The sequence below is a fragment of the Ralstonia pickettii genome, from assembly GCF_030582395.1.
Classification (GTDB): Bacteria; Pseudomonadota; Gammaproteobacteria; order Burkholderiales; family Burkholderiaceae; genus Ralstonia; species Ralstonia pickettii_D.
In genome coordinates, this window is record NZ_CP104381.1 from 1,522,235 (window position 1) to 1,548,705 (window position 26,471).

Consider the following 26,471-nt stretch of genomic DNA (forward strand, 5'->3'; position numbering starts at 1 on the left):
CATATTTGTTTCTCCATTCGATCAAATATGGATCGCATCACGTCGGCCGAAGTGTTTGTGGCGATTGTCGAGCGCGGCAGCCTGAGCGCCGCCGCCGAAGCGCTCGACATGTCGCGCGCGATGGTCACGCGCTATCTGGCGCAGATGGAGGCGTGGTCCGGCGCGCGGCTGCTGCATCGAACGACGCGCCGCATCGGCCTGACACCCGCCGGCGAGGCCACGCTTGCACGCTGCCGCCAGATGCTGGAAATCGCTTCACAGATGGCCGTGGCGGATGGCCCAGAAGCCGATACGCCGCGCGGGCTCCTGCGCATTGCCTGCGCGCAGTCCCTGGCGCAGCAGACGTTGAGCGCGGCGGTGACGGCCTACCTGCGGCGCTATCCGCAAACGGCCGTCGATCTGGTGGTCGACAACCGCACCATCAACCTCGTGGAAGAACGCATCGACCTGGCCGTGCGCATCACCAACGACCTTGATCCGAACCTGATTGCGCGGCCGCTGGGCATGTGCGAATCCGTCGTGGTGGCGGCACCGTCTTACCTGGCCGCGCACGGTACGCCGCGCCGCGTGCAAGACCTGGCCGTTCACAACTGCCTTACGTATACGTACTTCGGCAAAAGCCTGTGGAAGTTCACCGAGGCGAAGACGGGCGCGCCGTCGGACGTGCCGGTGGGCGGCAATCTGAGTGCGAATGAATCGATGGTGCTGCTGGCGGCGGCGCGAGAGGGCGCGGGCGTTGCGTTGCAGCCCGTGTTTGCTGCCGCGCCGCTGATCGCCAGCGGGCAACTCGTGCGTTTGTTGCCGGACCACGTGCCGCAGGCGCTGGGCATTCACGGCGTGTACAGCTCGCGCAGGCAGATGCCGGCGGCGCTGCGGGCGATGCTGGATTTTCTGGTGGACTGGTTCAGGGCGCAGCCGAACGTCACGTGATCCCGGAAGACTTTCCTCGCATTGCCAATAAGCCCAATGCCAGCACGCAAAACACCGCACCCGCGTGGAATGTTGCGGCTGCGCCAAGCTTGTCCCACAGCAGCCCTGCAAGAACGCTGGCCGCTAGCATGGCCAGTCCGCTCACCAGGTTGAACATGCCGTACGCCGTGCCGCGCAAATCGGCCGGTGCGGTATCAGCGACCATGGTTGCGAGCAAGCCCTGCGTAATGCCCATATGCACGCCCCACAGCGCCACGCCTGCGACGACCACGCTCCAGTGAGCGGACAGGCCGAGCACCACATCGGCGGCAATCAATACCACCAGCCCAAGCGCGAGCAGCTTCGTGTGGCTCATGCGGTCAGAGAGCGTGCCGAACGGATACGCCGCCAGCGCATAGACGATGTTCATCGCCACCATGACCAGCGGCACCAGCGCCAGAGGAATGCCGCCTTGCTGTGCCCGCAGCACCAGGAACGCTTCGGAAAACCGCGCGAGCGTGAAGACCGCGCCGATCATCACCACCCACCAGTACGCGCTGTTCAGCCGCTGCAGATTGTCGCGGCGGATCGGGTTGGTGCGGCGGGCACCGTTGTGGGTTTCGGGCTCGCGCAGGCCGAACATCAGCAGCGCAACAGAGAGCAGCCCTGGCACCACGGCCACCCAGAACACGGCGCGAAAATCATCCGCCCACAGCAGCATCAGACCCACCGCCAGAAGCGGCCCCAGAAATGCACCCACGGTATCGAGCGACTGCCGCAGCCCGAAGGCCGCGCCGCGCAACGCGGACGGGGCAATGTCGGCGACCAGCGCATCACGCGGTGCCCCGCGGATGCCCTTGCCGACGCGGTCCAGCAGGCGCGCCGTCAGCACAATGCCAACCGTGGGCGCGATGGCGAACAGCGGTTTGGACAGCGCGCCCAGCGCATAGCCGAACACCGCCAGGCCCTTGCGCTTGCCAAGGTAGTCGCTGAGCGTGCCGGAGAATATCTTGACGATGAGTGCAGTCGATTCTCCCAGGCCCTCGATCACCCCGACCGACAGGGCGCTTGCGCCCAGCGCCGACACCATGAACAACGGCAGCAGGCTGTGGATCATCTCGGAGGCGATGTCCATCAGCAGGCTGACGCAACCGAGCACCCAGATGCCGGCGGGCATCTGGCGCAGGCCGCCGGGCGGCTGGGTGTCGGTTGGAGGGGATGCCAAGATCGGCTGCGATCGCCCGGCGGCAAGCCTCAGGCGAACGGCGCAAACAGCCCGTTGAGCTTGGCTCCACTGGCGGCATCGCGCGCAAAGTTGAACGTCCCGGCGGTGCGCAGTTCTTCCGCCGCCCGCATGAATGCACCCATGGCTACGCGTGCCAGCGTCGCGCCTACGCTGATGCGCTTGACGCCCAATTCGGTCAACTCGGCCACGCTCAAGTTGCCGTCGGCAAAACCCATCAGCACGTTGAGCGGGCGGTCGATCTCGCGCAGCACGGTGGCGATCTCGTCGCGTGTTTTCAGGCCGGGGGCGTACAGCACGTCGGCGCCGGCGTCCTGGAAGGCCTGCAGGCGGCGGATCGTGTCGGCCAGGTCGTTGCGACCGTGCAGGTGGTTTTCGGCGCGCGCGGTGAGCGTGAACGGAAACGGCAACGCGCGCGCAGCCTCCACCGCAGCGCGCACGCGGTCGACCGAAGCCTCCAGCGAATAGATGGGCGCATCTGCGCGCCCCGTCGCGTCTTCAATCGAGCCGCCGACGATGCCGGTGGCGCCTGCCAGGCGGATGGTCTCTGCCACGGTTTCCGGCGCATCGCCAAAGCCGTTTTCCAGATCGGCAGCCATGGGCACATCCGTGGCGGCCGCCAAGTCAGCCACATGCGCGAGGATGGTGTCGCGGCCGACGCCATAGTCAGGCAGCCCGCGCGAGAACGCAAAGCCGGCGCTGGTGCTGGTCAATGCTTCGAAGCCCAGCGATGCGAGCAGCCGGGCCGAGCCAGGGTCCCACGGGTTCGGGATCACGAAGGTGCCGCTGCGTTCATGCAGCGCGCGGAAGGCGCGGGCTTTTTCGATCTGGGTCGGCATGGGCTATCCGGTCTGAAGTGGACGAGGGGTGGACTGCATTGCTGCGGCACAGGCGAGTGCATCGTCGAGGCGGTCATTGCCCCAGAGCATCGCGTCGCCGACAAAGAACGTTGGAGCGCCAAAGATGCCACGAATCTGCGCGGCGTGCGTCTGCTCGCGCAGGCGGGGCTTGCTGGCGTCGGACTGCACCTGCGCAAGGATCGCGGCCGCAGGCAGACCGAGCGCGGTCAGCTCTTCGGCCACGGCCTCGGGCGTGTGAATGTCGCGGTCCTGGGCGAAATTGCGCAGCATGATGCGCTGGCAAAAGGCGCCGACCCACGGGGTGTCTGCGCCGAGCAGCGACACCCGCAACGGCAGGACGGAGGCGCGCGGAAACGTGCTCGGCTGCGTCCAGGGCAAGTCGTGTTTGGCGCATTCGCGCGCCATGTCCTGCCAGACGTAATGCCCTTTGGCCCGTTGCAGCACAAACGGCGAACTGGCCCAGCCGAGTGACTGAAAAATCGGCCCCAGCAGGAAGGGTTTCCATGCGACTTGCACACCAAGTTGCACTGCGGCCGCCTCGATGCGCATCACGCTCAGGTAGCTGTAATTGCTCGCGAAGTCGAACCAGAACTCGACGGTGGGCGCGGGGACGAGCGGCTCCCATGTGGCGTTGTAAGCGGCGTGCCGGGGTGCGGTGTGCGGGCGGGCGAGGGTGTCCATGCGGCCTCCAACATGATGTCGTTGGCGGCATTACACGTGGGGCGCGGTACGCGTTCAAACGCCTTTCATGCAAGTTCGGATGCGCCGGATGCATGCGTGGCCTGCGTTGCCGCTTCAGCGCAGATCCAGGCAGCCACATCGCGCACGTCGCGTCGCGGGTTCGGCTCCGATTGGATCAACCAGTACGCATGCGTGTTGCGCACACCGGGGGCGATGGTCGGTACGGTGACCAGGCGGCCGTCGGCCAGCAGCGGCGCGATCAACTCCAGACGGCCCAGCGCGATGCCCTGGCCGGCCACCGCCGCATGGATGATCTGGTCGTGCTGGTTGAAGCGCAGCACGGTGCGCGGCTTGGCATGGCTCCATCCGGCGGCGGCCAGCCAGTCGGTCCATTGGAGCCAGGGGCGGCGCAGGTCGCGGTCGTCAAAGTCGAGCAGCGTCAGGCCGGCGAGCGCCTCGGCGGAATCCAGCGAGCGCTGCCCGAGCGACGGATGCGCAACCGGCGCCACGGTTTCCCCAAACAGCCGGATGGCACCGGGTGGCGCATCGCCGGGTGGGCAATACCGGATGGCAAGCTCAATCCCTTCGTTCTTCAGGTCGACGAGGCGGTTGTTGGTCGCCACGCGCACGTCGATGTCGGGGTACTGCAGCTGGAAGCGCGCCAGGCGCGGCAGCAGCCACAGGCCGGTGACACCGATGCTGGCCGTGATCGTGACCGGCCGACGTTCGGCCGCCACGCGGATGGCCCCGATGGCGTCCTGCAACTGCTGCACGGCACTGTCAGCGCTGCGGAACAGGCGTTCTCCCTCGGGCGTGAACGCGATCGAGCGGTGCCCGCGCACCAGCAGTTTCACGCCCAGCGCCTCTTCGAGCGCCGACACCTGGCGGCTCACGGCGGACTGCGTCAGACACAGATCATCGGCCGCGAGCGTGATGCTCATGCGCCGGCCCACCGCCACGAAACCGCGCAACAAGTCCAGGGAGGCCAACCGAACCAGGGGAGTCGACATGCGTTTTCCTCATGCAAGGAGTTCTCAAAGATCAATTGAGAACCCGGTTATGGCGAAGTTTAATAAGCCATCAGACGACATTCCAGCCCAACGCGCCTTCGGCACGCTTGCGAAGCCGGAATGTCAGTCGCACCGGAGAAAAAACGCTCATGGCATCGAAATCTCTCACGCAATCGCCGTGGTTGCCGGTCCTGGCTGGCGGCGCGGTGATCGGCTTGGCGTTGGGCATCCGCCACGTGCAAGGCCTTTTCCTCGTGCCCGTCACGATGGGTCACGGCTGGACGCGCGAAACCTTTGGCCTGGCGATCGCGTTGCAAAACCTCATCTGGGGCGCGGCACAGCCATTCGCGGGCATGCTGGCCGACCGTTACGGCGCGGCCAAGGTGGTCGTTGCCGGCATCGTGGTCTATGCGCTTGGGCTGATGCTGATGGCACATGCAGGCACGCCCCTGGGCTTTACGCTGTCGGCGGGCGGACTGATCGGGCTCGGGCTGTCAGGCACGTCGTTCGGCGTGGTGTATGGCGCGATCAGCCGATTGACGCCGCCCGGGCGGCGCAGCTGGGCGCTGGGCGTAGCGGGCGCGGTGGGCGGTGTCGGCCAGTTCGTGATGGTGCCGACGGCGCAGGGCCTGCTGGGTACGGTCGGCTGGGTGACGGCGCTGGTGGTCATGGCGGGGGTCATGGCGATCTTCTTGCCGCTGGCCGCGCCGCTGCGCGAGAGAACATCGGCTGCCGCCGCGCAGCAGGCGCAGCAAAGCATGGGTTCGGCCATCCGCGAGGCCTTTGCCCACCGGGGTTTCTGGCTGCTGAATCTCGGGTTCCTGACGTGCGGATTCCAGCTCGCCTTTATCGGCGCGCACATGCCGGCGTATCTGCTCGACAAGGGGCTCACCGGCCGCCACGGCATGGTGGCGCTGGCGCTCATTGCCGCCGCCAACATCGTCGGCACGTATTACTGCGGCGCGCTGGGCGGGCTGTTCCGGCGCAAATATCTGCTGTCGTTGCTATACCTGATTCGCACGGCGGCGATTGCGCTATTCATCCTGCTCCCGCTGTCGCCAGCAACGCTGTATGCGTTTGCCATCGTGATGGGCCTGCTGTGGCTGGGGACGGTGCCGCTGACGAACGGGCTGCTGTCGCAGGTGTTTGGGGTGCGCTACATCGGCACGCTGTTCGGCTTCGTATTTCTTGGTCACCAGATCGGCGCGTTCCTGGGGGTGTGGCTGGGCGGCGTGGTGTACGACCACCTGCATTCCTACGACGCGATCTGGTTTGGCGCCATGGCGCTCGGTGTGGTGGCCGCGCTGCTGCACTGGCCGATCGACGATCGCCAACTCGTGCGTACGCCGGTGGCGCAACCCGCGTGAACGCACAGTTCAAAACATGGATGGCTTGGGCGCTGGCAGCGGCCGGCGCCGCCCTGATCTTTGCGGCGTGGCTGACGCCGGAAGGCGCGTTTTCCTTTGTGACGCTGGCGTCCTTCTGCCGATAGGGCGACGCGTGAGCCCGATTTGTGAAACAATATCGGGTTAATCACTAGTGGGCACTGGTACGGTTTGCGCGGGAATTACGTCGCTTCTGCGTCGTTCTCCTGTGAATGCCACCGTTCAGACATGACTTACGCCGTCAAGGAAATTTTCTACACGCTGCAAGGCGAGGGTGCCAACACCGGCCGCGCAGCCGTCTTCTGCCGCTTTGCCGGCTGCAATCTCTGGAGTGGGCGCGAAGCCGATCGCGCCACCGCCGTCTGCCAGTTCTGTGACACCGACTTCGTCGGCACGGACGGCACGCAAGGCGGCAAATACACCACCGCCGACGCACTCGCCGACACCGTTGCCGCCGAATGGCCGGCCAGCGCCACGGGCGGCAAGCCGCTCGTCATCTGCACCGGCGGCGAGCCGCTGCTGCAGCTCGACAAGCCGCTGATCGACGCGCTGCACGCACGCGGCTTCGAAATCGCCATCGAGACCAACGGCACCATCGCCGTGCCGGAAGGCATCGACTGGGTGTGCGTGAGCCCCAAGATGGGTTCCGAACTGGTCGTCACGCGCGGCGACGAGCTGAAGGTGGTGATTCCGCAAGATGGGCAGGACCTCGACGCATACGAACGGCTCGATTTCCAACATTTCTTCCTGCAGGCCATGGACGGCCCGCTTGCCCGGCAGAATACGGCGGCAGCCGTCGAGCTGTGCCAGCGCCGGCCGCGCTGGCGCCTGTCGCTGCAAACCCATAAGATGCTGGGCATCCGCTAAGGCGGGCCGCAGCAGTTTGTCCCCGGTTTCCTGCCGGTCCCAGCCGTTTCGCGGCGCCCGCTGCCGCCACCTTGCTCCATGACCAAGACCGTTTCCATTACGCGCCGGCTCGAATTTGACGCCGGCCACCGCATCCCGGGCCATGCCGGCCAGTGCCGCAACCTCCATGGGCACCGCTATCAGCTCGAACTCACGCTCACCGGCGAAGTCCTGCACAACGACAAGGCTCCCGACGACGGCATGATCCTCGACTTTGGCGACGTCAAGCAGCTCGCCAACAAGCATCTTGTCGACCTTTGGGACCACGCGTTCCTCGTCTATCGCGGCGATACCAAGCTGGTTGAATTCCTGAACGACATGGAAGGCGGTCACAAGACCGTTGTGCTCAACGACGTCCCCACCGTCGAGAACCTCGCGCAGGTCGCGTTCGACATTCTCGAGCCAGTGTTTCGCAACACGTTCGGGCACCATCTGCGCCTGTCCAAGCTCGTGCTGTACGAAACCCCGAATTGCTGGGCCGACGTGAAGCTCGCGCGCCCGCACGAACAGGATTGATGCGACAGCGCCGGATCGCATGACCACACCGCACGTCCTCACCCCGCCTGCCGACATGTCCGCCCATGAGCGCGACGGCTACTGGATGCAGCAGGCGCTCGTGCAGGCCAAGTTCGCGTGGGGGCAAGGCGAAGTGCCGGTGGGTGCCGTGGTCGTGCGCGGCAACGAAATCGTCGGGGTGGGCTACAACGCCCCGATTGGCACGCACGACCCATCCGCGCATGCCGAGATGCGCGCGCTGCGCCAGGCCGCCGAGAAGCTCGGCAACTACCGCCTGCCAGACTGTGAAGTCTTCGTGACCCTGGAGCCGTGCGTGATGTGCGCCGGCGCCATGCTGCATGCCCGCGTGGCGCGCGTCGTCTACGGCGCGCCGGACCCCAAGACGGGCGCCGCGGGCAGCATTCTCGACCTGTTTGCCGAGACGCGGCTGAATCACCAGACCGCCATCGCCGGCAGCGTGCTCGCGCAGGAATGCGGCGACATGCTGCGCGCCTTCTTCGCCGAGCGCCGCGCCACCCAGAAGGCCGCACGCCTGGCGTCCACCGAACCTGACGAAACCGCCACATGACCACTGTCCGCCTGATTGCGCCTTCCGGTTACCCGAACGATCCGGCCATCGCGGAGCGCGGCGTGGCGGCGTTGGAAGCGCAGGGCTGCACGATCGTCAACCGCGAGTGCCTGGGCCGGCAGCATCAGCGTTTTGCCGGCGGCGAACTGGCGCGTCTGGCTGACCTCAATCAGATCGGCACGGGCAGCGGCCAGGAAATCGCCATGGCCATTCGCGGCGGGTATGGCCTGACGCGCTTGCTGGACCGCATCGACTTCATCGACATCGGCCGCCGCGCGCAGGCCACCAACGCCATCATCGTCGGCCACAGCGATTTCACCGTGTTTTCGCTGGCGTACCTAGCGGCCACGGGTGGCGTGACGTTTGCCGGCCCGCACGTGTGTTCGGACTTCGGGCTGGAGACGGTCGACCCGTTCATGGTCGAGCATTTCTGGGGCATTTTGCGCAGCCCGACCTACGCGCTGCGTGCAGATGTGCCGCAACCCAGCGGCTGCGCGCGGCCCGGCCGCTATGCGGGCACCCTGTGGGGCGGCAATCTGGCCATGCTGTGCAGCTTGATCGGCACGCCGTATCTGCCGGACATTCGCGACGGCATCCTCTTCGTTGAAGACATCAACGAACATCCGTATCGCGTTGAGCGCATGCTGCTGCAATTGCAGCAGGCCGGCGTGCTCGATGCGCAGCAGGCGCTGGTGCTGGGCGATTTTTCCGGCTATCGCACCACGCCGTACGACGCGGGCTATGGTTTCGACGCCATGCGCGACTACCTTGCCGAACACCTGTCGATTCCGGTCGTCACGGGCTTGCCGTTCGGCCATTGCCCAACCAAGGCGACACTGCCGATTGGCGCGCAGGCCGAGCTGGATGTTGACGCCACGGGCTTTACGCTGCACTTGTCGGGGTATCCGACACTGAAGGCATAAGCCACCGGCCATCCGGGTCACGTCCGGGTGGTAAAATCTCGGGTTCTCCAAATGGCGACCGGCCAAGTGCTTGCCGCGCCAGATCACCGCTTTCCAAATCAAGGTTTCCACGTGCTTTCCACCGCCAACATCACCATGCAGTTCGGGCCCAAGCCCTTGTTCGAGAACATCTCGGTCAAGTTTGGCGAGGGCAATCGCTATGGCCTGATCGGCGCCAACGGTTGCGGCAAGTCGACCTTCATGAAGATCCTGGGCGGCGATCTGGAGCCGAGCTCGGGCAACGTGATCCTGGAACCGGGCGTGCGCCTGGGCAAGCTGCGTCAGGACCAGTTCGCCTACGAAGACATGCGCGTGCTGGACGTCGTGATGATGGGCCACACCGAAATGTGGGCTGCCGCGCAAGAGCGCGATGCCATCTACGCAAACCCGGAAGCCACCGACGACGATTACATGAAGGCCGCCGACCTGGAGGCCAAGTACGCCGAATACGACGGCTACACCGCCGAAGCGCGTGCTGGCGAACTCCTGATGGGCGTGGGCATTCCGACCGACCAGCACAACGGCACGATGAGCAATGTCGCCCCCGGCTGGAAGCTGCGCGTGCTGCTGGCGCAGGCGCTGTTCTCGAACCCGGATGTGCTGCTGCTCGATGAGCCGACCAACAACCTCGACATCAACACGATCCGCTGGCTGGAATCGGTGCTCAATGAGCGCAATTCCACCATGATCATCATCTCCCACGATCGCCACTTTCTGAACTCGGTCTGCACGCACATGGCCGACATGGACTACGGCACGCTCAAGGTCTACCCGGGCAACTACGACGACTACATGCAAGCCTCCCTGCAGGCGCGCGAACGCCTGCAGGCGGCCAACGCCCGGGCCAAGGAGCGCATCTCCGACCTGCAGGACTTCGTGCGTCGCTTCTCGGCCAACAAGTCCAAGGCGCGCCAGGCTACGTCGCGCCTGAAGATGATCGACAAGATCAAGGTGGAAGACATCAAGCCGTCGTCGCGCCAGAACCCGTTTGTCCGCTTCGAGATGGAGAAGAAGCTGCACAACCTGGCAGTGGAAACCGAGAACGCGCGCAAGACTTACGATCGCAAGATCTTCGATGGCCTGACGATGGCCGTGCGGGCGGGCGAGCGCATCGCCATCATCGGCGAGAACGGCGCGGGCAAGACCACGCTGCTGCGTTGCCTGCTGAACGGCGCTGTGAAGACCGGCGTGCAGCGCGGCATCGAGGTCGACGGCGGCTCCGTTAAGTGGGCCGAGAACGCCAATGTCGGCTACATGCCGCAGGACACGTACGAAGAATTCCCCGAAGACCGCGACCTGATGGACTGGATGAGCCAGTGGACGCAGCCCGGCGATGACGACCAATCGCTGCGCGGCACCATGGGCCGCCTGCTGTTCTCGGCCGACGACATCAAGAAGAGTGTGAAGGTGCTCTCGGGTGGCGAGAAGGGCCGCATGATCTGGGGCAAGCTCATGCTCGGCCGCCACAACGTGCTGGCGCTGGACGAGCCGACCAACCACATGGACATGGAGTCCATCGAGTCGCTGCAGATTGCGCTCGACAAGTTCGAAGGCACGCTGATCTTCGTGTCGCATGATCGCGAGTTGATCAGCGCCCTGGCCACGCGTGTGATCGAAGTGCGCCCGGACGGCACCCTGACCGACTACCTGGGTACTTACGACGAATACCTGCAGAGCCAGGGCGTCGAAGTCTGAACGTGGTGTGTCCTCGACGAGGGCACAGCAAAAAAGGCGGCCAACTGTGCCGCCTTTTTTGCTGTCCGACCGTGCGGGCTTAGCCTGTTGCTTCGTCGATCAGCAGATCGAGCTGGGCGATCACGTTGCTGGTCTCGGGCTCGCCGCGTGTTTTGCTGAGCGCGGCCTTGAGCGTGTCGCGCAGGGCGACGAGTTCCGCCACATTGCCGGCTTTCTCCACCTTCATCTCCAGCAGATAGCCGCGCAGGCCGAGATACCGGCTGATGGTTTCGGTATAGAACCGATAGAGGCGTTGATAGCCCTCGGCTGCGGGCTCTTTTGACGTGGTTGCCTGTGCGGGAGCCGCCTCCGTCGTGGTGGTCGCAGATGCGGGCTCAGCCTTCGCCGTAGTCGCCCCGGCCGCGTGCGGGCGGATATAGCCGCCGCCCTCCAGCTCGTCGAATACCGCTTGGGTCATACCGAGCGGCTGAAGCTGCACGAGGATGTCGTCGCAGGTTTTCTCGCCATTCACCATCAGGAGCACCGCGCGGTGACGCTGGTCGAGGTGGTTCGCGCGCGTTCGGATCTCGTCCTGACCTTTTTCGGTCTTCTGATAGATGCGGGTGGTCATGGTCGTCTCCCTCGGCCGGCGCGTCTGCAGTGTGCGCTCTGGTGGCTCTACAATAGACCGATCATAACCGCCCGGGGGCGACGTGGGCCTCAGTCGCAACCCGGATAGCACAACGCGCACATCGCGCATCCACCAGAGCGAGACGACCGACGATGCAGCAACGCGACAAGCTTTTCATCAATGGCAAGTGGGTGGCGCCGCAGGGCAAGGGCGTCATTGAAGTGATTCATTCGGCCACGGAAGCCGTGATGGGGACCATCCCCGAAGGCAGCGCGGCAGACGCTGAAGCCGCCGTGGCCGCCGCGCGCGCCGCATTTGATGACTGGGCTGCCACGCCCGTGGCCAAGCGCGCCGAATACATTCAGAAGATTGCCGACGGCCTGCATGCCCGCAGCGAAGAACTGGCGCAGCTGATTGCCGGTGAAGTCGGCATGCCGATCAAGTTGGCGCGTGCCATCCAGGTGGGCGGCCCCGTCTACAGCTGGAGCAATTTCGCCAAGCTGCTCAGCACGTTTGAATTTGAAGAGCACGTTGGCAACTCGCTGGTGGTGCGCGAGCCCGTGGGTGTGGTGGGCGCCATCACGCCGTGGAACTACCCGCTCAACCAGATCACGCTGAAGGTTGCGCCCGCGCTGGCGGCCGGCTGCACGGTGGTGCTCAAGCCGTCGGAAGTGGCACCGCTCAACGCGTTTGTGCTGGCGGAAGTCATTGAAGAAGCCGGCCTGCCGCCGGGCGTGTTCAACCTTGTTACCGGCTATGGCCCGGTGGTGGGCGAGGTGCTGGCAAGCGACCCGGAGGTCGACATGGTGTCGTTCACGGGCTCCACGCGTGCGGGCAAGCGCGTGGCGGAACTCGCATCGCAGTCGGTCAAGCGGGTGGCGCTGGAGCTGGGCGGCAAGTCGGCCTCGGTGATCCTGGATGACGCGGACCTGGCATCGGCGGTCAAGGGCACGCTGTCGGCGTGTTTCCTGAACTCGGGGCAGACGTGCTCGGCGCACACGCGCATGCTGGTGCCGCGCGCCAAGTATGAAGAGGTGAAGGCGCTGGCCGCACAGTTTGCCGCTGCGTACGTGCCGGGCGATCCGGCGCAGGAAAGCACGCGCCTGGGGCCGCTCATCTCTGCCGTGCAGCGCGACCGCGTGCTGGGCTACATCCGCAAGGGGCTGGAGGAGGGCGCCGAACTCATTACCGGCGGCGCCGACACGCCCGAAGGCCTGACCACCGGTTACTTCGTCAAGCCGACGGTGCTGGGCAACGTCAAGACCACCGACACCGTCGCGCGCGAAGAAATCTTCGGCCCTGTGCTGACCGTCATCTGCTACGACGACGAGGAAGAGGCCGTCCGGATTGCCAACGACAGCATCTACGGCCTGGGCGGCGGTGTGTGGTCGGGCGACGAGGCCCGGGCGATTCAGGTGGCGCGGCGCATCCGCACGGGCCAGGTCAATATCAACGGCGGGCCGTTCAACATGCAGGCACCGTTTGGCGGCTACAAGCAATCCGGCAACGGGCGGGAAAACGGCAAGTACGGCCTGGAAGAGTTCCTCGAGTACAAGGCGCTGCAACTCAATCCCGCCAAGACAGCCTGATCTGCCCCACGTGCAGCACCAATGAAAAACCCGGCCTCGGCCGGGTTTTTTGCGTTTGACACCCTCCGCCTACTTGCGGCTGCCGTCAGCGTTGTAGCCCTGGGCGGTGCCTTCGGCCAGGATGCGCGTCCAGACCGCGTTGCGCTCTTCGTCGGTCATGAAGACCCAGTTGCTGACCTCCAACTGCGTGCGCCCGCAGCCCTGGCAAACCTCGTCGAAGAGCGTCGAGCAGATGCCGATGCAGGGGCTGTCTGGGCGGCCCAACAGAGTGCTGTCGGAAGCACTGGTTGCGTCGTCTGGCATGGGGCTGAAAGCGGTCGATTCGGTCATGGCCGGTATTTTACCGGCTTCGGCCCGACGTCAGCTGCATGGCGGTTCCCCCGTGCGCTGGCTGACATGATCGGCCGCCTTGGATAGCGCCAGCGCGGAATTGACCAGCGCGATATGCGAAAACGCTTGCGGGAAGTTGCCAACGAGCCGACGCAGGCGTGGGTCGTATTCTTCAGCCAGCAGGCCCACGTCATTGCGCAGCGCCAGCAGCTTGGTAAAGAGCGCGCGCGCTTCGGCATGGCGGCCCTGCATGACGAGGTTGTCGACGTACCAGAAGCTGCAGGCAAGGAATACGCCTTCGCCCTCGGGCAGGCCGTCGGTCGCCGCTTCGGTGCGGTAGCGGCGCACGAGGCCATCGACGAGCAGGTCTTCTTCGATGGCCTTGACCGTGCCTTGGATGCGCGGGTCGGATGCCGGCAGAAAACCCACCAGCGGCAGCATGAGAAGCGCGGCATCCAGTTCGTCGCTGCCGTAGCTCTGCACGAAGCAGCCACGCGCGGCGTTGTAGCCGTGGGCGCAGACCTCTGCGTGGATGCGGTCGCGCACGACGCGCCAGCGCTCTACCGGGCCATCAACGTTGAATTGCTCGATGGTTTTGACGGCGCGGTCGAACGCCACCCACGCCATGACCTTGGAGTGCGTGAAATGGCGCGAGGGGCCGCGGACTTCCCAGATGCCCTGGTCCGGCGTTTGCCAGATGCTTTCCAGATGCGTCATCAGCGCGACCTGCAGGCGCCACGAGGCATCGTCGCCGTCGAGGCCACCTTTGCGAGCGATGAAGAGGGCGTCCATCAGCTCGCCATACACATCGAGCTGCAGTTGCTGCGCGGCCGCATTGCCCACGCGCACGGGCTGGGCGCCCTCGTAGCCGGGCAGCCAGGGGACGGTCCATTCGCCCAGGCGGCGCTCCCCGGCAATGCCGTACATGATCTGCACCTGCGCCGGGCTGCCGGCAATCGCGCGTTCCAGCCATTGGCGCCAGCTGCGCGCCTCATCGTAGAAGCCGGCGTTCATCAGCGCGAGCAGCGTGAGGGTGGCGTCGCGCAGCCAGCAGTAGCGGTAATCCCAGTTACGCACGCCTCCAAGCTGTTCCGGCAACGACGTTGTGGGCGCGGCCACGACACCGCCGGTGCGGTGGTACGTGAGCGCCTTGAGCGTGATCAGGGAGCGCTCTACGGCTTCGGTCCATTCGCCTGCGCCGTGGCAGCGGCCTCCCCATGCGCGCCAGCGCGCCTCGATGTCTACCTGGGCTTCCAGCGCGTCGATCGATGCCGGTAACGGCAGGTGCGACGGCGAATGCGTGAGTACAAACGGGACCGCTTCGCCTTCGCTTACCGTGAAATCGGCCACGGTGGAAAGGTTTTCGCCCCGGATCGGGGCGGCGGTGCGCAGTGTCGTCATGTTGGGCCCGGCCACGGCCCGCAGCACGCAATCGGGCATGTCGCAGGGGCCGTCAGCCGGGGCGCCCGTGACTTCGGCCACGCGGCTGACCCACGGTACAGACGCGCCGTAATCGAACCGCAGGGTTAGGTCCATGCGCATATCGACGGTGCCGGAGAGCCCGCGCACGATGCGGATGAGGTCGGAGGTGTCGTCCCGTGCGTCGGCGGTGCCGGGCAGACGGGCCGTCATCAGGTCAGTCACGCTGGCGGAACCGGTGTCGGTTTCGAAGACGGTCTCCAGCACGAGCGTGCCAGGCAGGTAGCGCCGGCGCGTGGCGCGGACCTCGCCTTGCGGTGCGATGCGCCATCGGCCGTGGTCCGACGTGCCGAGCAGCGCGGCAAAACAGGCGCCGGAATCGAACCGTGGCCAGCAGAGCCAATCGATGGAGCCGTCACGCGAAACCAGTGCCGCGGTTTCACAATCGCCAATCAACGCGTAATCTTCGATTCTTGAGCGCATTGCACTCCACTCCAAGACTTCAACGAGGCCTGACCATGCATGACAGCACCCGCATCCTGCTTGAATACAACGCCGGGCGTGATCCCGAAAGGCTTACCCGAAAACTGGATGCCATTGCCGCCGACCCGTTTTCATTTTTTCGCGGCACCAACAACCTGTACGCCGCGTCTCTGGCCGATGCCGCCTTGCTGCACGACGCGCCCCGCACGCTGGTCTGCGGCGACCTGCACCTTGAAAACTTCGGCAGCTTCAAGGGCGACAACGGCCTCGTCTACTTCGACATGAACGACTTTGACGAAGCGCTGGCGGCGCCGTTCACGGTCGACCTCGTGCGCGTGCTGTCGAGCCTGCAGGTGGCGTCATTCGGCTGGAAGCTGGCCGATGAAGACGCTCATAACCTGTGCCGGCGCTTCCTCGACACGTATGCGGCCGCGCTGGTGGAAGGCAAGCCCCGCTGGGTGGAGCGGGCAACCGCCACGGGCATCGTGCGCGATCTGCTGCGTGCCTTGCGCAAACGCAACCGCGCGGCCTACCTCGCGCAGCGCACGGAGCGCGTCGGCAACCGCATCTCGCTGCGCATTGACGGCCGCCGCACATTGCGTGCCAGCAAGGACGAGGCCCGCCGCGCGCGGCACATTCTCGAGGCGTACGGACAGCAGGGCAACGGCCAGCGTTTCGTTGCCGTCGACGTAGCCCGGCGGATTGCCGGTACGGGCAGCCTGGGGCTTGAGCGTTATTCCGTGCTGGCTCGCCCCGAAAACGACCCCGCCACCCTGCGCCTGATCGACATCAAGCTGTCGATTCCGAGCGTATGGGCCGGCGTCCTGGGCAGCGCCTGCAGCGTGGCCCCGTGGCATAGCGAGGCAGGGCGCGTTGTCGATATCCAGCGCGTTTCGCAGGCCATTTCGCCCGCGCTGCTGCGCGGCGTCGTCTACGGCGCCAAGGGCGAAAAGCCGAAGTCGTACGTCGTCAAGAGCCTGCAGCCGACGGCCGACCGCGTCGCGCTCGGCTCGGGCAAGAACGTGGTCGCCAATCTGGACGATGCGCTGCAGACCATGGCTCACGTGGCGGCCTGGTGCCATCTGCGCGGCTGTGGCCGCCATGGGACGGATCTCGTGGAGAAGGTGCAGGACTACGCGGCCGGCACGGCGTGGCGCAAATCGGCGCTCAAGCTGGCGGCGCATGGCCGCAAGGTGTCGTTGAAGCAATGGGCCGAGTTTGCTGAGGACTACCGGCAGGCGCGTGGTGACAGGGCCGCTTAAGTGCGTGCCGTAAGTGCGGGATAGCGGGCCATTGACTTCAGGCCCGCGAGTCCTATTTGAAACCCTCTGAGACTGCAATGAAAAACCTCGACAACCCATCGCATGATCGCGAGGTGGGCGTTGCCGACGGCACGCAAGACACGACGCGTATCGACGACACCCGCATCGGTGCGGTGCGTCCGCTGATTTCTCCGGCGCTGCTGCTGGACGAGCTGCCCGTGCCGGCCGATACGCAGACGCTCGTTGAAGATACCCGCCGTGCCATCAGCAACATCCTGCACGGCCGTGACGATCGGCTGCTGCTGATCGTCGGCCCGTGCTCGATCCACGATCACGATCAGGCGCTCGATTACGCGCGCCGCCTCAAGGCTGCCGCCGATGCACTGAAGGACGACCTGCTGATCGTGATGCGCGTCTACTTCGAGAAGCCGCGCACGACGGTCGGTTGGAAGGGATACATCAACGACCCGCGCCTGGACGGCAGCTTCCGCATCAATGAAGGGCTGCGGGCTGCGCGGCAACTGCTGCTCGACGTCAACGCGCTCGGGCTGCCCGCCGCGACCGAATTTCTCGACCTGCTGAGCCCGCAATACATTGCCGACCTTATCGCATGGGGCGCGATCGGCGCGCGTACGACAGAAAGCCAGAGCCATCGGCAGCTCGCCTCAGGCTTGAGCTGCCCCATCGGTTTCAAGAACGGCACGGACGGCGGCGTGCAGGTTGCCTCGGACGCGATCATCGCGGCGCGCGCCAGCCATGCGTTCATGGGGATGACGAAGATGGGCATGGCCGCGATCTTCGAGACACGCGGCAACGACGACGCGCACGTGATCCTGCGCGGCGGCAAGGGCGGGCCGAACTACGGCAGCGAGCACATCGAGGCGGCCTGCGCGGCGCTGCGCGCGGCAAAGTTGCGCGAACAGGTCATGGTGGACTGCTCGCACGCGAACTCAAACAAGTCGCATGAACGTCAGATCGACGTTGCGCAAGATCTGGCGCGGCAACTCTCGCAGGGCGAGCGCCGGATCGTCGGCGTGATGGTCGAAAGCAATCTCGAGGCGGGCCGCCAAGACCTGAAACCGGGTGTGCCGCTCAAGTACGGCGTGTCGATCACCGATGCGTGCCTGAGCTGGACCCAGACGGAGCCCGTACTCGACATACTCGCCGAGGCGGTGCGGCATCGGCGCGCGTATTCGTACGACGGGTGATGTGACGGCGGCAGGTTCAGGCTTGTCGCCTTTTCCCTATCCCTGATGTAGCTCGGCTTTTCAGTGCCATTTCAATGATGGCCAGCCGCTGCACATTTGCATGGGCTTGGTCCGGCATTGTGCGTCGGCGTCCTGCCCTCATGCCTCTCGGTGTTGCCCGTGAAGTGACACCACCGCCCCTTTTTCCAGCTTTCCTCTTTCCAGACCGCATGTCCCGCACAGCGTGCACGTTGCACGCGCACGTGGCCTGCCGGTGCTCATCTTCCGCTCTTCAAACCCGCCCGCGCCTGGGTGGATTTTTCGGTTTTTAGGAGCGCTCCTATATCCGTGACATTTCTCAACACTGAGAATTTCACCCGGCAGCGCGTAGCAAAGACCAGCGCATTTTGATTGCGCAGCGCGTATTTGCGCCGAAAACCCAGTGGATAAAAACTGAAATGAGGCTTTGGAGATCGATGATTGTGAAAGGATTGATTCAGCGCTGCATAAAAACGCTGAGAGCCGGGGGGCTCGTCATAGTGGGTTGGACCATGCTGTCAGGCAGTGCGGAGGCTGGCGGGAATTTCATCGTGTTTTCCGGCGCCTACGCGCTCCCATCCGGACTGGCGAAGGGAACGGTGGTGGCTCGACGTACTTATACGCCTATGCAGCTTTGCGGCGATGTCCAATGCAGACTGACCACGTTCAGGCTGCTGAACTCGTCAGGCACTGAGAATACGACTGGAACGACAGGGGAGACGCGGTTGGCAGGACTGAGTATGCAGGTAATCGTCAATGGAAAGCCGCAGAAGAAATTGGACCCTCCTAACGAAACAATCTTTTCGACACCGGTCGAAGTGCAATTGGTCCGAGATGCATGGGACGATATCGTTACCAGCAAAGCAACTCAGCTGATTCACGTCTGGTTTTTTACGAAGACGATCGGAGGCAACGATACCCTCGTTAACTATTTCAGTATTGGCGATTCCAGTCTGACCAAAATCGAAGGAACGTGTTCGGTGCCCAGTCAGGCCGTACAGTTACCACCGACTGTGGTCGGGCAATTCCGAGGAAATGGTTCGACGGCTGGTTTTAAAGCGTTTCAGATCAAGATCGACAACTGCCCGAAGGGATACAACCGAGTGGGATACACACTCGAGCCCATGGGCGGGGTGGCGGATTCACAGGGCGTGTTGCCGCTCAGTGCCGACTCTACCGTCAAAGGCGTGAAGATTCGCGTTACCGACCGTGACGGCGTTGCCGCCCAATTCGGCACGTCCATCAAGGTTGACGATTACAACAAGGCAACCGGCGGCTCATACGCGATCCCGATGCAGGCCTCGTATGTCCAGACCGAAGCCGGGATCACTCCAGGTACGGTCAAAGGCGCGGTGTCGGTGGTACTGGACTATCAATGACGGTAGCGGGCATTAGTGATTTATTCGCCACTTCGTCCTTAAGTTAAAGAAGGCGCGGCCGATAGTGCTCAGGTAGCCGGCCGCCCGGCGCGATTGTCGCGCCGCGTGAAGAGCCGCGCACACCACTCTTGCCGCGCCCATGTCCGCTCGCCTGACCATCCGCACCCGCCTGGTGCTTTCGGTTTCGATTCTGTTTCTGCTTGCCCTGCTGATTGGCGCGGCTGGCCTGCTCGGCCTGCGTGATGCCAACCGCGCGCACGAGCAGACGTTCACCAACCAGTTTCCGTCCGCACTCGCCCTGGGCGAATCCGATCTAAGCCTCACGCGTGCCCGCACCGCGCTGGACAAGGCCATGCTGTACCCGGAAGACAAGGGGGCGATGCAGTTGCTTGACCGCACGGAAGAACTGATTGCCCGCTCGGACGAGGCCTGGAAGAAGTACCTGGCGCTGCCCCGCGACGACGAAGAAGAGCGCCTGGCCAAGGAGGTCGCCACCAAGCGTGAAGCGGCTTCCGCCACGCTGCGCGACATCATCAAGGCGCTGCGCGCCGGTGATCGGGCCACAGCGGACAAGATCATGGATAAGGAAGTGTCAAAGGCCTTCCGTGATTCCAACGATTCCAGCCTGGCGCTGGGCAAGAAACAACTCGCATTCTCCCAGGCCAACTACGACGCATCGCGCGACGCCTATGCGCGCTTCCGCCTGATCGTGGTTGCCGCCATCATCGTCGCGCTGGTCGTGGCGCTTTGGTGCGCGTGGTCGCTGCTGCATGCAATCGTCGGGCCGCTGAACGCCGCGCTGGCGCAGTTCGACCGCATTGCCGCGGGCGACTTGACTGAACGTGTGCGCATCGCCCGTCATGACGAAATGGGCCGCCTGCTCGAAGGCCTGGCCCGCATGCAGACCGCGTTGACCGATACCGTGCGCCGGGTGCGCACGGGCTCGGAGTCGATCGGCGCAGCCACCAAACAGATTGCCGCCGGCAATGCCGACCTGTCGCAACGCACGGAAGAGCAGGCCAGCTCGCTGGAAGAAACCGCTTCCAGCATGGAGGAAATGACCTCCATCGTGCGCCAGAACGCCGACAACGCGCGCCAGGCCAGCCAGCTGGCCGACAGCGCATCCGAAGTCGCCAGCCAGGGCGGTGCCGTGGTGACCGACGTGGTGGCGACCATGCGCGAGATCAGCGCGTCGTCGCGCACGGTGTCGGAAATCATTGGCGTGATCGACGGGATTGCCTTCCAGACCAACATCCTCGCGCTCAACGCCGCCGTGGAAGCCGCCCGTGCCGGCGAGCAGGGCCGCGGCTTTGCCGTGGTGGCCGGCGAGGTGCGCAACCTTGCGCAGCGTAGCGCCGCAGCCGCGAAGGAAATCAAGGAAATGATCGAGGCGTCGCTCTCCAAGGTGGAGACCGGCAGCGCGCTGGCCGAACGCGCCGGCAGCACGATGGAAGACATCGTGTCGTCCATTCGCCGCGTGACCGACATCATGGGCGAAATTGCCGCCGCCTCGAACGAGCAAAGCTCGGGCATCGAGCAGGTCAACAAGGCCGTCACGCTCATGGATGAAGCCACGCAGCAAAACGCGGCGCTGGTGGAGCAGGCCGCAGCCGCGGCTGAATCGCTGGAAGAACAGGCCCAGGCCCTGAACGCCGCCATCGCCGCATTCCGCCTCGCTTGATATTGGCCCCGTCGACGCACGGGGCATCCTGAAGACGACTTGCCTTGAACGCCATTTCGGCTGATATAACCGACGGGTTCATTCAAGGAGTCGCCTCATGCCGTTCATCATTGCCGCGTTCGCGTTGGTTGGTCTGCTGATCTACGGCGCGCTCCGGCTGTATGCCGGCGTTGCCGCGGCATACGGCGCGGTGGCGGGCGGCGCGGCGGTGCTGCTCGCTGTGGCGCTGCTGGCCGGCGCAGTCGTTACTTTCATCCGGCGTTACCGCGCCGTTCATGGCGTGAACGTGAAAGGCCAGCGAATCGTGTCGATCAGTGCAAGCTGGGGGCAGGTCGCGGTCGATGCCGAACAAAAGCGCGGGACGCTGCAGTTGCACGGGCAGGGCGCCCGTTTTCTCTTTGCCGATATTGTCGGCGCCGACGCGGTCGAGCGCGAGGGCGCCTGGACGCTGGTGCTACGCCTGAAGCATCAGGCGCAGGCCGATTGGCTGATCCCGATGCGCAACCGCCGGGAAGCGAAACGCTGGGCGAAGATCTTCGCGCTGGCGGCGAGCCAGGATCTTTGACCGGCGCGTTGGGTTGACCGCTTATTCGGTCGTACTCGGATTCCAGAACGCCTGCGCCACGTGCGGCTGCGATTGCAGCGACGCCACGATGCGGTCCAGCTCGGATGCGTTCACGGCGGTCGACATCAGCATGGCTTCAATTTCCACGTGGTCGTCGCCAAACGGTTCGACCGACAGATCGCTGATCGGGTAGCTCGCTTCTTCAAGCAGGCGTTCCAGATCGGCAAGTGCCTCTTTCTGGCGCTCGCTGGTGGAAATGACGCACATGGTGTACGTGACTTCACTGGCCTGGTTGTCCAGCGGGGTGCGGTTGATGCGGTCCACCACGGGCCGCAGCAGGATGTTCGACGCCAGCACGAACATCGTGATCAGAATGGCCTGGCCGATCAGGTCGGAACCTGCCGCCGCGCCCACCGCCGCCGAGCCCCACAATGTGGCCGCAGTGTTCAGGCCGCGCACGTTCAGCCCTTCCTTCATGATGGTGCCGGCCCCCAGAAAGCCGACGCCCGACACCACATAGGCGATCACGCGGGTGGTGTCCGATGCGGTGCCGATCTGCGCCGCCATGTCGACGAACGCCGATGCCGCCACCGCCACCAGGGCATTGGTGCGCAGCCCCGCAGTCCGCTGTCTGACCTGCCGTTCGAAGCCGATCAGCGACCCGAGCGCAAAGGCCGAGGCAAGGCTGAGGAATGAATCCACCAGCGTGGCGATATTGAGATGGGCGAGGGCTTGCAGCGTCATCGGCGGCTCCTTGTTGTGGTGACCGGAGTCTTGGTGAAGGGCGCCGATGGTTATAGCACGGCGCCATGACACGCCGTGCGGGCCGTGGAGGCCGGACGGCTACTTATAGTCCCACCGCATCTGCTCGGGGATCGGCACGGCGGCCGACGTCTCGAGGCAGCGGTCGAGATAAGCGAGCAGGGAGCGCGGCTGGAAGCCGGTCTCCTGCACCAGCCGCGTGTTGTCGAACACGTAGCTCATGCTGGCGAACTTGGCATACAGGTGGATGCAGCGCGCGACCAATCGCACGTTGCCATCGCCCGTCAAGCTCAGGAATTTACGCGCCAATGCTTTCTCGGCGATTTTTTCCTGGTACACGTAGCCGGCCAGCGCCTGGGCGTCTTCTTCCGGCGTCTTGCAACGCTTGAAGCGCGGATACAGCGTTTCGATGCGCTCGGAGTTCGCGTCGCCAGCGCTGATGTGGTACAGGTCGTGCGCCAGCGTCGGCTTGGTCGCCAGTTGCACGATGCCTTCGGCGCAATCGTCCACGGGCAGGATGTCGACGCGGTCTGACAGCCGGCAACTGAACGTTTCGAGCATCGCCACCATGCGCAGCATCCAGAAAATGCTGCCCGACGGCTCGCACCCCAGCGTGCTGTGCCCCACCACGATGGACGGCCGCACCACTACCAACGGCAACTCGGGCACCGCTTCGCGCAGCTTCAGTTCGGCCATGCCCTTGGAATACGTGTACGGCACCGCGTGCTGTTGCAGCGCGGGCACACTCCAGCTTTCGCTGACATGGCGATTGGCCAGTTGGCCGCACGACATGGCCGTGCCGATCTGCATGAACCGCTTCAGGCGCTTGCCTTGCGCCGCCAGCCGGCCCAGCGCCAGCACGCCCTCAACGTTGGTTTCCCACAGCGACGGATGGTTCGAGAACGTTGCCAGCGCCGCGCAGTTGATGATGACTTCCGGATCGCCCAGCTTGGCCGCGCCGGCCTCGCGCAGGTCGAACGGCACGATTTGCGATTCGGTAATGGCGTTCAGCGTGCCCGGTGCGAATTCGAAACGCCGCAGGTTGCTGCGCAGCCGCGCCAACCCGTCTGCGGGCGTGTCGCCGCGCACGGCGAAGCGCGTGTCAGCCAGCAAACCTTTGGCTGCCAGATTGGCGGCAATGGCACCGCCCACGAAACCGGTGGCACCGGTCAGCAAAATACTCATGCGAGAAAACTAGATTTTCTTGGGGGGCAAAACGGGGGACCGTCCCGTTTGCAAACAACACGGCTGCTGCCGCACCGGTACGGGGCAAGGGGCAGGTAAGTCGTGCCAAATGATGCCGCGAACACGAAACGAAGTTCGTGGCCCGCTGGGTTCGCACAATGCGATGCGGCAAACTTACGCCCAATCGGCGATATATAAGAATGTAACCTTTCAGGCGCCTTTCGGCATCCCATTCGATCAGAGGGTTGACTCAGCTCTGCGGCACAGCGCAGCTTGACGCGGCGTTGGCGGCAATCTCGCGCGCCGCCTTGGCGCCTTCGACCTGCAGGATGGTCGGCAGCGACACGCCGTTCTTGGCAGCCGTGACTTCGGCCAGGATCGAGATGGCGATTTCCGGCGGCGTGCGGCTGCCGATGTAGATGCCGACCGGCCCATGCAGGCGCGCCAGCTCGGCATCGCTCAGGTCGAATTCCTTGAGGCGCTCGCGGCGGTTGGCGTTGTTGCGGCGGCTGCCGAGCGCGCCGACGTAGAAGGCGGGCGTCTTGAGCGCTTCCATGAGTGCGAGGTCGTCGAGCTTGGGGTCGTGGGTGAGCGCGATGACGGCGCAACGCTCGTCGAGCTTCATGGCCATCACCGTATCGTCAGGCATGGTGCGGACCATGGCTACGCCCGGGATCGACCATTCCTCGCTGTATTCCTCGCGCGGGTCGCAGACGGTGATCTGGTAATCCAGGCCCACGGCGATCTGGCACAGGTAGCGCGACAGCTGTCCCGCTCCGATGACGAGCATCCGGTAGCGCGGTCCGTGAATCGTCACGAGGCGCGTTTCGTCGAACTGGAGGCCGTCGGTGACGGTGGCGTGCTGCAGCGTTGACGCACCGGTCGCCATGTCGAGCGTGCGGGCGACGAGCTGGCCGGCTTCCACGGCGCGCAGCAGGGCGTCGATTCCGCTGGAAGCGTTCAGCGGCTCCAGCACGAGTTGCAGCGTGCCACCGCAGGGCAGCCCAAAGCGATGCGCTTCTTCAGCGCTGATGCCGTACTTGACGGCTTCGGGCTTGGTGTAATGCAGGCCTTCTCGGCGCACGCGGTCGATGAGGTCGTCTTCAATACAGCCGCCAGAGACCGAGCCGATGACGACGCCGTCATCGCGCAGCGCGAGCATCGCCCCTTCGGGCCGCGGCGACGAGCCCCACGTTTTGACCACCGTGACGAGCAGCACGCGCCGCCCCTGTTCCAACCAGCGCACGCTGGTTTTCAAGACTTCAAGATCGACGCTATCCATGATGCGTTCGCTGCGCTTTCGCGCGCTTCAGTGATGTGTTGCGGGGAATCAACCAATTATGCCCCGTGGTGCAAAAACAGGTAGGCGGCTGCCACGGCCACCAGCGCGACGATGATCCACGGCCATGGATTGCGCGGCTGCAGCGCGGGGCTGACGTCGGGTGCGCGGCCGGGCGGTGCGCCGTGGGCCTGCAACTGGCCAGCGGCCAAGTCCGGAATTGCCTGTGTGGCCGGCATGCCGTCTACCGGTGTGGCATGTCCGTCGATTCCAACCGTCTCCGCGGGGCCGAATTCTGCGGCAAAGCGCTGGAAGAACTCGTCGGCCAGTTTGCGCGCGGCGCCGTCCACAAGGCGTGAGCCGATTTGCGCAAGCTTGCCGCCCACCTGCGCCGTTGCGGTGTAAGAGAGCCGCGTGACCGTGGGGCCTTCGGGCGTGAGCTGCACCTGGGCGCTGCCCTTGCCGAAGCCGGCCGCGCCGCCCTGGCCGTCGAAATGCAGCGTGTAGCTGCGCGGCGGCGCCACGTCGGCCAGTTCCATGCGCCCCTTGAAACGCGCCTTGACGGGCCCGACGGCGGCGGTCATGGCAATGTCGTAGGCGGGGTTCGCGCCTGCCTCGGCAGCGGTGATGCTCTCGCAGCCGGGAATGCAGCGTTGCAGCACGGCTGGGTCGTTCAACGCATCCCAGGCGGTCTGCAGGGGCACGGGCAGGAGATGGGTCTGGGTCAGTTCCATGGGGTGGTCGAGGGGGCGGGGGTGGTGGGACCGGGGGGACGCGGCGGGCGCGTGCGGCGAGCATGCGCCAGTTCGTGCTCCAGCGCAGCGAGGCTGTCGAAATGGTGCGCCGGCACCATCACGTCGACATGCGGCAGGATGGCCCGGACGCCACGTGCCCGCGGCTCAAATCCGGCAAAGCGCAATAGCGGGTTGAGCCAGACGATGCGATGGGCGAAGCGCGCCAGACGCGCCATTTCGGTGTCGAGCACGTCGATGTGCTCGTGGTCGAGCCCATCCGTCACGAGCAGGACGGTGGCACGCCCGGACAGCGTGCGGCGCGCCCATTGGCGATTGAACTCCGCCAGCGCCGCACCGATGCGCGTGCCGCCCGACCAGTCGGGCACCAGCTGCGCGATGGCCTGCACGGCGACATCCGGATCGCGCTCGCGCAGTTGCCGCGAGACGTTCGTCAGCCGCGTGCCGAACAGGAAGGCCTGGATGCGCTCGCGCGACTGCACCAGCGCGTGGCAGTAATACAGCACGGCGCGCGAATAGCGGCTCATCGAGCCGGAGATGTCGAGCAGCAGCACCAGCGGCGGTGTCCGGTCGACGGGCTGGCGGTATTTCCAGCCGGTCCACTCGCCGCCGGCGCGCACGGCCTGGCGGGCGGTGGCGCGCAGGTCCGGATGGCGCCCGCGCGAGGCTGCTTTGAGCCGGCGCGTGCGCTCCTGCGCCAGATGCACGCGTCGCCGGCGGATCATGTGTTGCAGCGTGCGCCATTCAGCCGCATTGAGCGTGTCGAAGTCACGCGTGCGCAAGGCCTCGTTGGCGGAAAAGGCGAGCGGCGCCACGATGTCATGGCGTTCGCCATCGGGCGTGGGGCCCGGGGGCAGATGTGTCGAAGGCCGCGCGCGCAAGGCATCGGCCAGGCGGTTGCTGCGTGCCGCCGGAATGCCGCCACGCACCTTGGGCAGCAGCAGGGCGCGCAGCTTGCCTTCCCAATCCGGATCCCGCCAGAACACGTTGAAGGCCGCGTCGAACAGCGTGTGTTCGTCGGGGTGCGAGACGAGCAGGGCGGACAGCGCGGCTTTTACGTCGTCGCGCCGGCCGATGTCGATATGGCTCAGGGCTTCAATGGCGTCCACCGCGCGGGAGGGCGCCAGCGGCATGCCGGCGTTGCGCAGCAGCCGCACGAAATGCGTCACGTTGCGCGCCAGCATCGGACACTGTGTCGGCAGGTTCGCTTGCAT

25 protein-coding genes are annotated in these 26,471 nt (G+C 65.1%); 13 read left to right on the forward strand and 12 right to left on the reverse strand.

All coding sequences use genetic code 11. The annotated features are described in order from the left end of the window. Positions 1-27 precede the first annotated feature (27 nt). Complete coding sequence (locus tag N5B55_RS07350) at positions 28-930, forward strand: LysR family transcriptional regulator (RefSeq protein ID WP_304539625.1); 903 nt, start codon at positions 28-30, stop codon at positions 928-930. Here the strand turns inward: N5B55_RS07350 and N5B55_RS07355 are convergent. From N5B55_RS07355 to N5B55_RS07370, 4 genes are all read right to left on the reverse strand, one after another. Continuing rightward, positions 923-2,086: an MFS transporter gene (locus N5B55_RS07355; RefSeq protein WP_304539774.1), complete on the reverse strand. Its 1,164-nt coding sequence runs from the start codon at positions 2,084-2,086 to the stop codon at positions 923-925. The genes N5B55_RS07350 and N5B55_RS07355 overlap by 8 nt on opposite strands. Before the next feature lie 77 nt (positions 2,087-2,163). Further along, positions 2,164-2,991: an isocitrate lyase/PEP mutase family protein gene (locus tag N5B55_RS07360; RefSeq protein ID WP_304539626.1), complete on the reverse strand. Its 828-nt coding sequence runs from the start codon at positions 2,989-2,991 to the stop codon at positions 2,164-2,166. A gap of 3 nt (positions 2,992-2,994) precedes the next feature. Beyond that, the gene (locus N5B55_RS07365; RefSeq protein WP_304539627.1) at positions 2,995-3,693 is read right to left on the reverse strand and encodes a 2-hydroxychromene-2-carboxylate isomerase; all 699 of its coding nucleotides are present in this window, start codon (positions 3,691-3,693) and stop codon (positions 2,995-2,997) included. A gap of 65 nt (positions 3,694-3,758) precedes the next feature. Next, positions 3,759-4,703: a LysR substrate-binding domain-containing protein gene (locus N5B55_RS07370; RefSeq protein ID WP_304539628.1), complete on the reverse strand. Its 945-nt coding sequence runs from the start codon at positions 4,701-4,703 to the stop codon at positions 3,759-3,761. Positions 4,704-4,852: 149 nt separating this feature from the next. Here N5B55_RS07370 and N5B55_RS07375 point away from each other — a divergent pair, with 149 nt between their 5' ends. The 6 genes from N5B55_RS07375 (at position 4,853) to N5B55_RS07400 (ending at position 10,735) form a co-directional block, all read left to right on the forward strand. Next, on the forward strand, positions 4,853-6,070 hold the full coding sequence (locus N5B55_RS07375) for an MFS transporter (RefSeq protein ID WP_304539629.1): 1,218 nt from the start codon (positions 4,853-4,855) through the stop codon (positions 6,068-6,070). 246 nt (positions 6,071-6,316) lie between these two features. Next, complete coding sequence (gene queE / locus N5B55_RS07380) at positions 6,317-6,955, forward strand: 7-carboxy-7-deazaguanine synthase (RefSeq protein ID WP_024972929.1); 639 nt, start codon at positions 6,317-6,319, stop codon at positions 6,953-6,955. Between the two features lie 78 nt (positions 6,956-7,033). Beyond that, positions 7,034-7,510 (forward strand): 6-carboxytetrahydropterin synthase QueD, encoded by a 477-nt coding sequence (queD, locus tag N5B55_RS07385; RefSeq protein WP_304539630.1) that lies wholly within the window; start codon positions 7,034-7,036, stop codon positions 7,508-7,510. Between the two features lie 19 nt (positions 7,511-7,529). Further along, a complete protein-coding gene (gene tadA / locus N5B55_RS07390) occupies positions 7,530-8,078 on the forward strand; it encodes a tRNA adenosine(34) deaminase TadA (RefSeq protein ID WP_304539631.1) in 549 nt (182 codons plus the stop codon). Then, positions 8,075-9,001 (forward strand): muramoyltetrapeptide carboxypeptidase, encoded by a 927-nt coding sequence (gene ldcA / locus N5B55_RS07395; RefSeq protein ID WP_304539632.1) that lies wholly within the window; start codon positions 8,075-8,077, stop codon positions 8,999-9,001. The genes tadA and ldcA overlap by 4 nt, the downstream gene beginning before the upstream one ends. Positions 9,002-9,112: 111 nt before the next feature. Then, complete coding sequence (locus N5B55_RS07400) at positions 9,113-10,735, forward strand: ABC-F family ATPase (RefSeq protein ID WP_065855133.1); 1,623 nt, start codon at positions 9,113-9,115, stop codon at positions 10,733-10,735. Between the two features lie 79 nt (positions 10,736-10,814). Here the strand turns inward: N5B55_RS07400 and N5B55_RS07405 are convergent, their stop codons facing one another. After that, positions 10,815-11,345: a hypothetical protein gene (locus N5B55_RS07405; RefSeq protein ID WP_065854941.1), complete on the reverse strand. Its 531-nt coding sequence runs from the start codon at positions 11,343-11,345 to the stop codon at positions 10,815-10,817. Between the two features lie 152 nt (positions 11,346-11,497). Between N5B55_RS07405 and N5B55_RS07410 the strand changes: the two genes are divergently transcribed. Next, positions 11,498-12,934: an aldehyde dehydrogenase family protein gene (locus N5B55_RS07410; RefSeq protein ID WP_304539633.1), complete on the forward strand. Its 1,437-nt coding sequence runs from the start codon at positions 11,498-11,500 to the stop codon at positions 12,932-12,934. 69 nt (positions 12,935-13,003) lie between these two features. On the opposite strand, the gene N5B55_RS07415 is transcribed toward N5B55_RS07410, so the two are convergent. Both N5B55_RS07415 and N5B55_RS07420 read right to left on the reverse strand, forming a co-directional pair. Beyond that, positions 13,004-13,264, reverse strand: a complete 261-nt coding sequence (locus N5B55_RS07415) for a DUF1289 domain-containing protein (RefSeq protein ID WP_004626784.1) — start codon at positions 13,262-13,264, stop codon at positions 13,004-13,006. A 30-nt stretch (positions 13,265-13,294) separates the two neighbouring features. Next, complete coding sequence (locus tag N5B55_RS07420; RefSeq protein WP_304539634.1) at positions 13,295-15,166, reverse strand: glycoside hydrolase family 15 protein; 1,872 nt, start codon at positions 15,164-15,166, stop codon at positions 13,295-13,297. 35 nt (positions 15,167-15,201) lie between these two features. Here N5B55_RS07420 and N5B55_RS07425 point away from each other — a divergent pair, with 35 nt between their 5' ends. The 5 genes from N5B55_RS07425 to N5B55_RS07445 all read left to right on the forward strand — a co-directional run bounded on the left by N5B55_RS07425 (position 15,202) and on the right by N5B55_RS07445 (position 21,279). Continuing rightward, the gene (locus N5B55_RS07425; RefSeq protein WP_304539635.1) at positions 15,202-16,428 is read left to right on the forward strand and encodes a DUF2252 family protein; all 1,227 of its coding nucleotides are present in this window, start codon (positions 15,202-15,204) and stop codon (positions 16,426-16,428) included. Between the two features lie 77 nt (positions 16,429-16,505). After that, complete coding sequence (locus N5B55_RS07430) at positions 16,506-17,636, forward strand: 3-deoxy-7-phosphoheptulonate synthase (protein ID WP_012435495.1); 1,131 nt, start codon at positions 16,506-16,508, stop codon at positions 17,634-17,636. A 455-nt stretch (positions 17,637-18,091) separates the two neighbouring features. Then, the gene (locus tag N5B55_RS07435; protein ID WP_304539636.1) at positions 18,092-19,033 is read left to right on the forward strand and encodes a fimbrial protein; all 942 of its coding nucleotides are present in this window, start codon (positions 18,092-18,094) and stop codon (positions 19,031-19,033) included. A 139-nt stretch (positions 19,034-19,172) separates the two neighbouring features. Next, positions 19,173-20,714 carry a methyl-accepting chemotaxis protein gene (locus N5B55_RS07440; RefSeq protein WP_304539637.1) on the forward strand — a complete coding sequence of 514 codons (1,542 nt, stop codon included), beginning with the start codon at positions 19,173-19,175 and terminating at the stop codon, positions 20,712-20,714. Between the two features lie 97 nt (positions 20,715-20,811). Continuing rightward, a complete protein-coding gene (locus tag N5B55_RS07445; protein WP_304539638.1) occupies positions 20,812-21,279 on the forward strand; it encodes a hypothetical protein in 468 nt (155 codons plus the stop codon). Between the two features lie 21 nt (positions 21,280-21,300). On the opposite strand, the gene N5B55_RS07450 is transcribed toward N5B55_RS07445, so the two are convergent. From N5B55_RS07450 to N5B55_RS07470, 5 genes are all read right to left on the reverse strand, one after another. Next, on the reverse strand, positions 21,301-22,023 hold the full coding sequence (locus tag N5B55_RS07450; protein WP_304539639.1) for an MgtC/SapB family protein: 723 nt from the start codon (positions 22,021-22,023) through the stop codon (positions 21,301-21,303). Positions 22,024-22,122: 99 nt separating this feature from the next. Further along, positions 22,123-23,226: an SDR family oxidoreductase gene (locus N5B55_RS07455; protein ID WP_304539640.1), complete on the reverse strand. Its 1,104-nt coding sequence runs from the start codon at positions 23,224-23,226 to the stop codon at positions 22,123-22,125. 250 nt (positions 23,227-23,476) lie between these two features. Then, positions 23,477-24,508: an XdhC family protein gene (locus N5B55_RS07460; protein ID WP_178961001.1), complete on the reverse strand. Its 1,032-nt coding sequence runs from the start codon at positions 24,506-24,508 to the stop codon at positions 23,477-23,479. Between the two features lie 56 nt (positions 24,509-24,564). Beyond that, a complete protein-coding gene (locus tag N5B55_RS07465; protein ID WP_154208419.1) occupies positions 24,565-25,239 on the reverse strand; it encodes an SRPBCC family protein in 675 nt (224 codons plus the stop codon). Then, complete coding sequence (locus tag N5B55_RS07470; protein WP_304539641.1) at positions 25,230-26,471, reverse strand: vWA domain-containing protein; 1,242 nt, start codon at positions 26,469-26,471, stop codon at positions 25,230-25,232. The genes N5B55_RS07465 and N5B55_RS07470 overlap by 10 nt, the downstream gene beginning before the upstream one ends.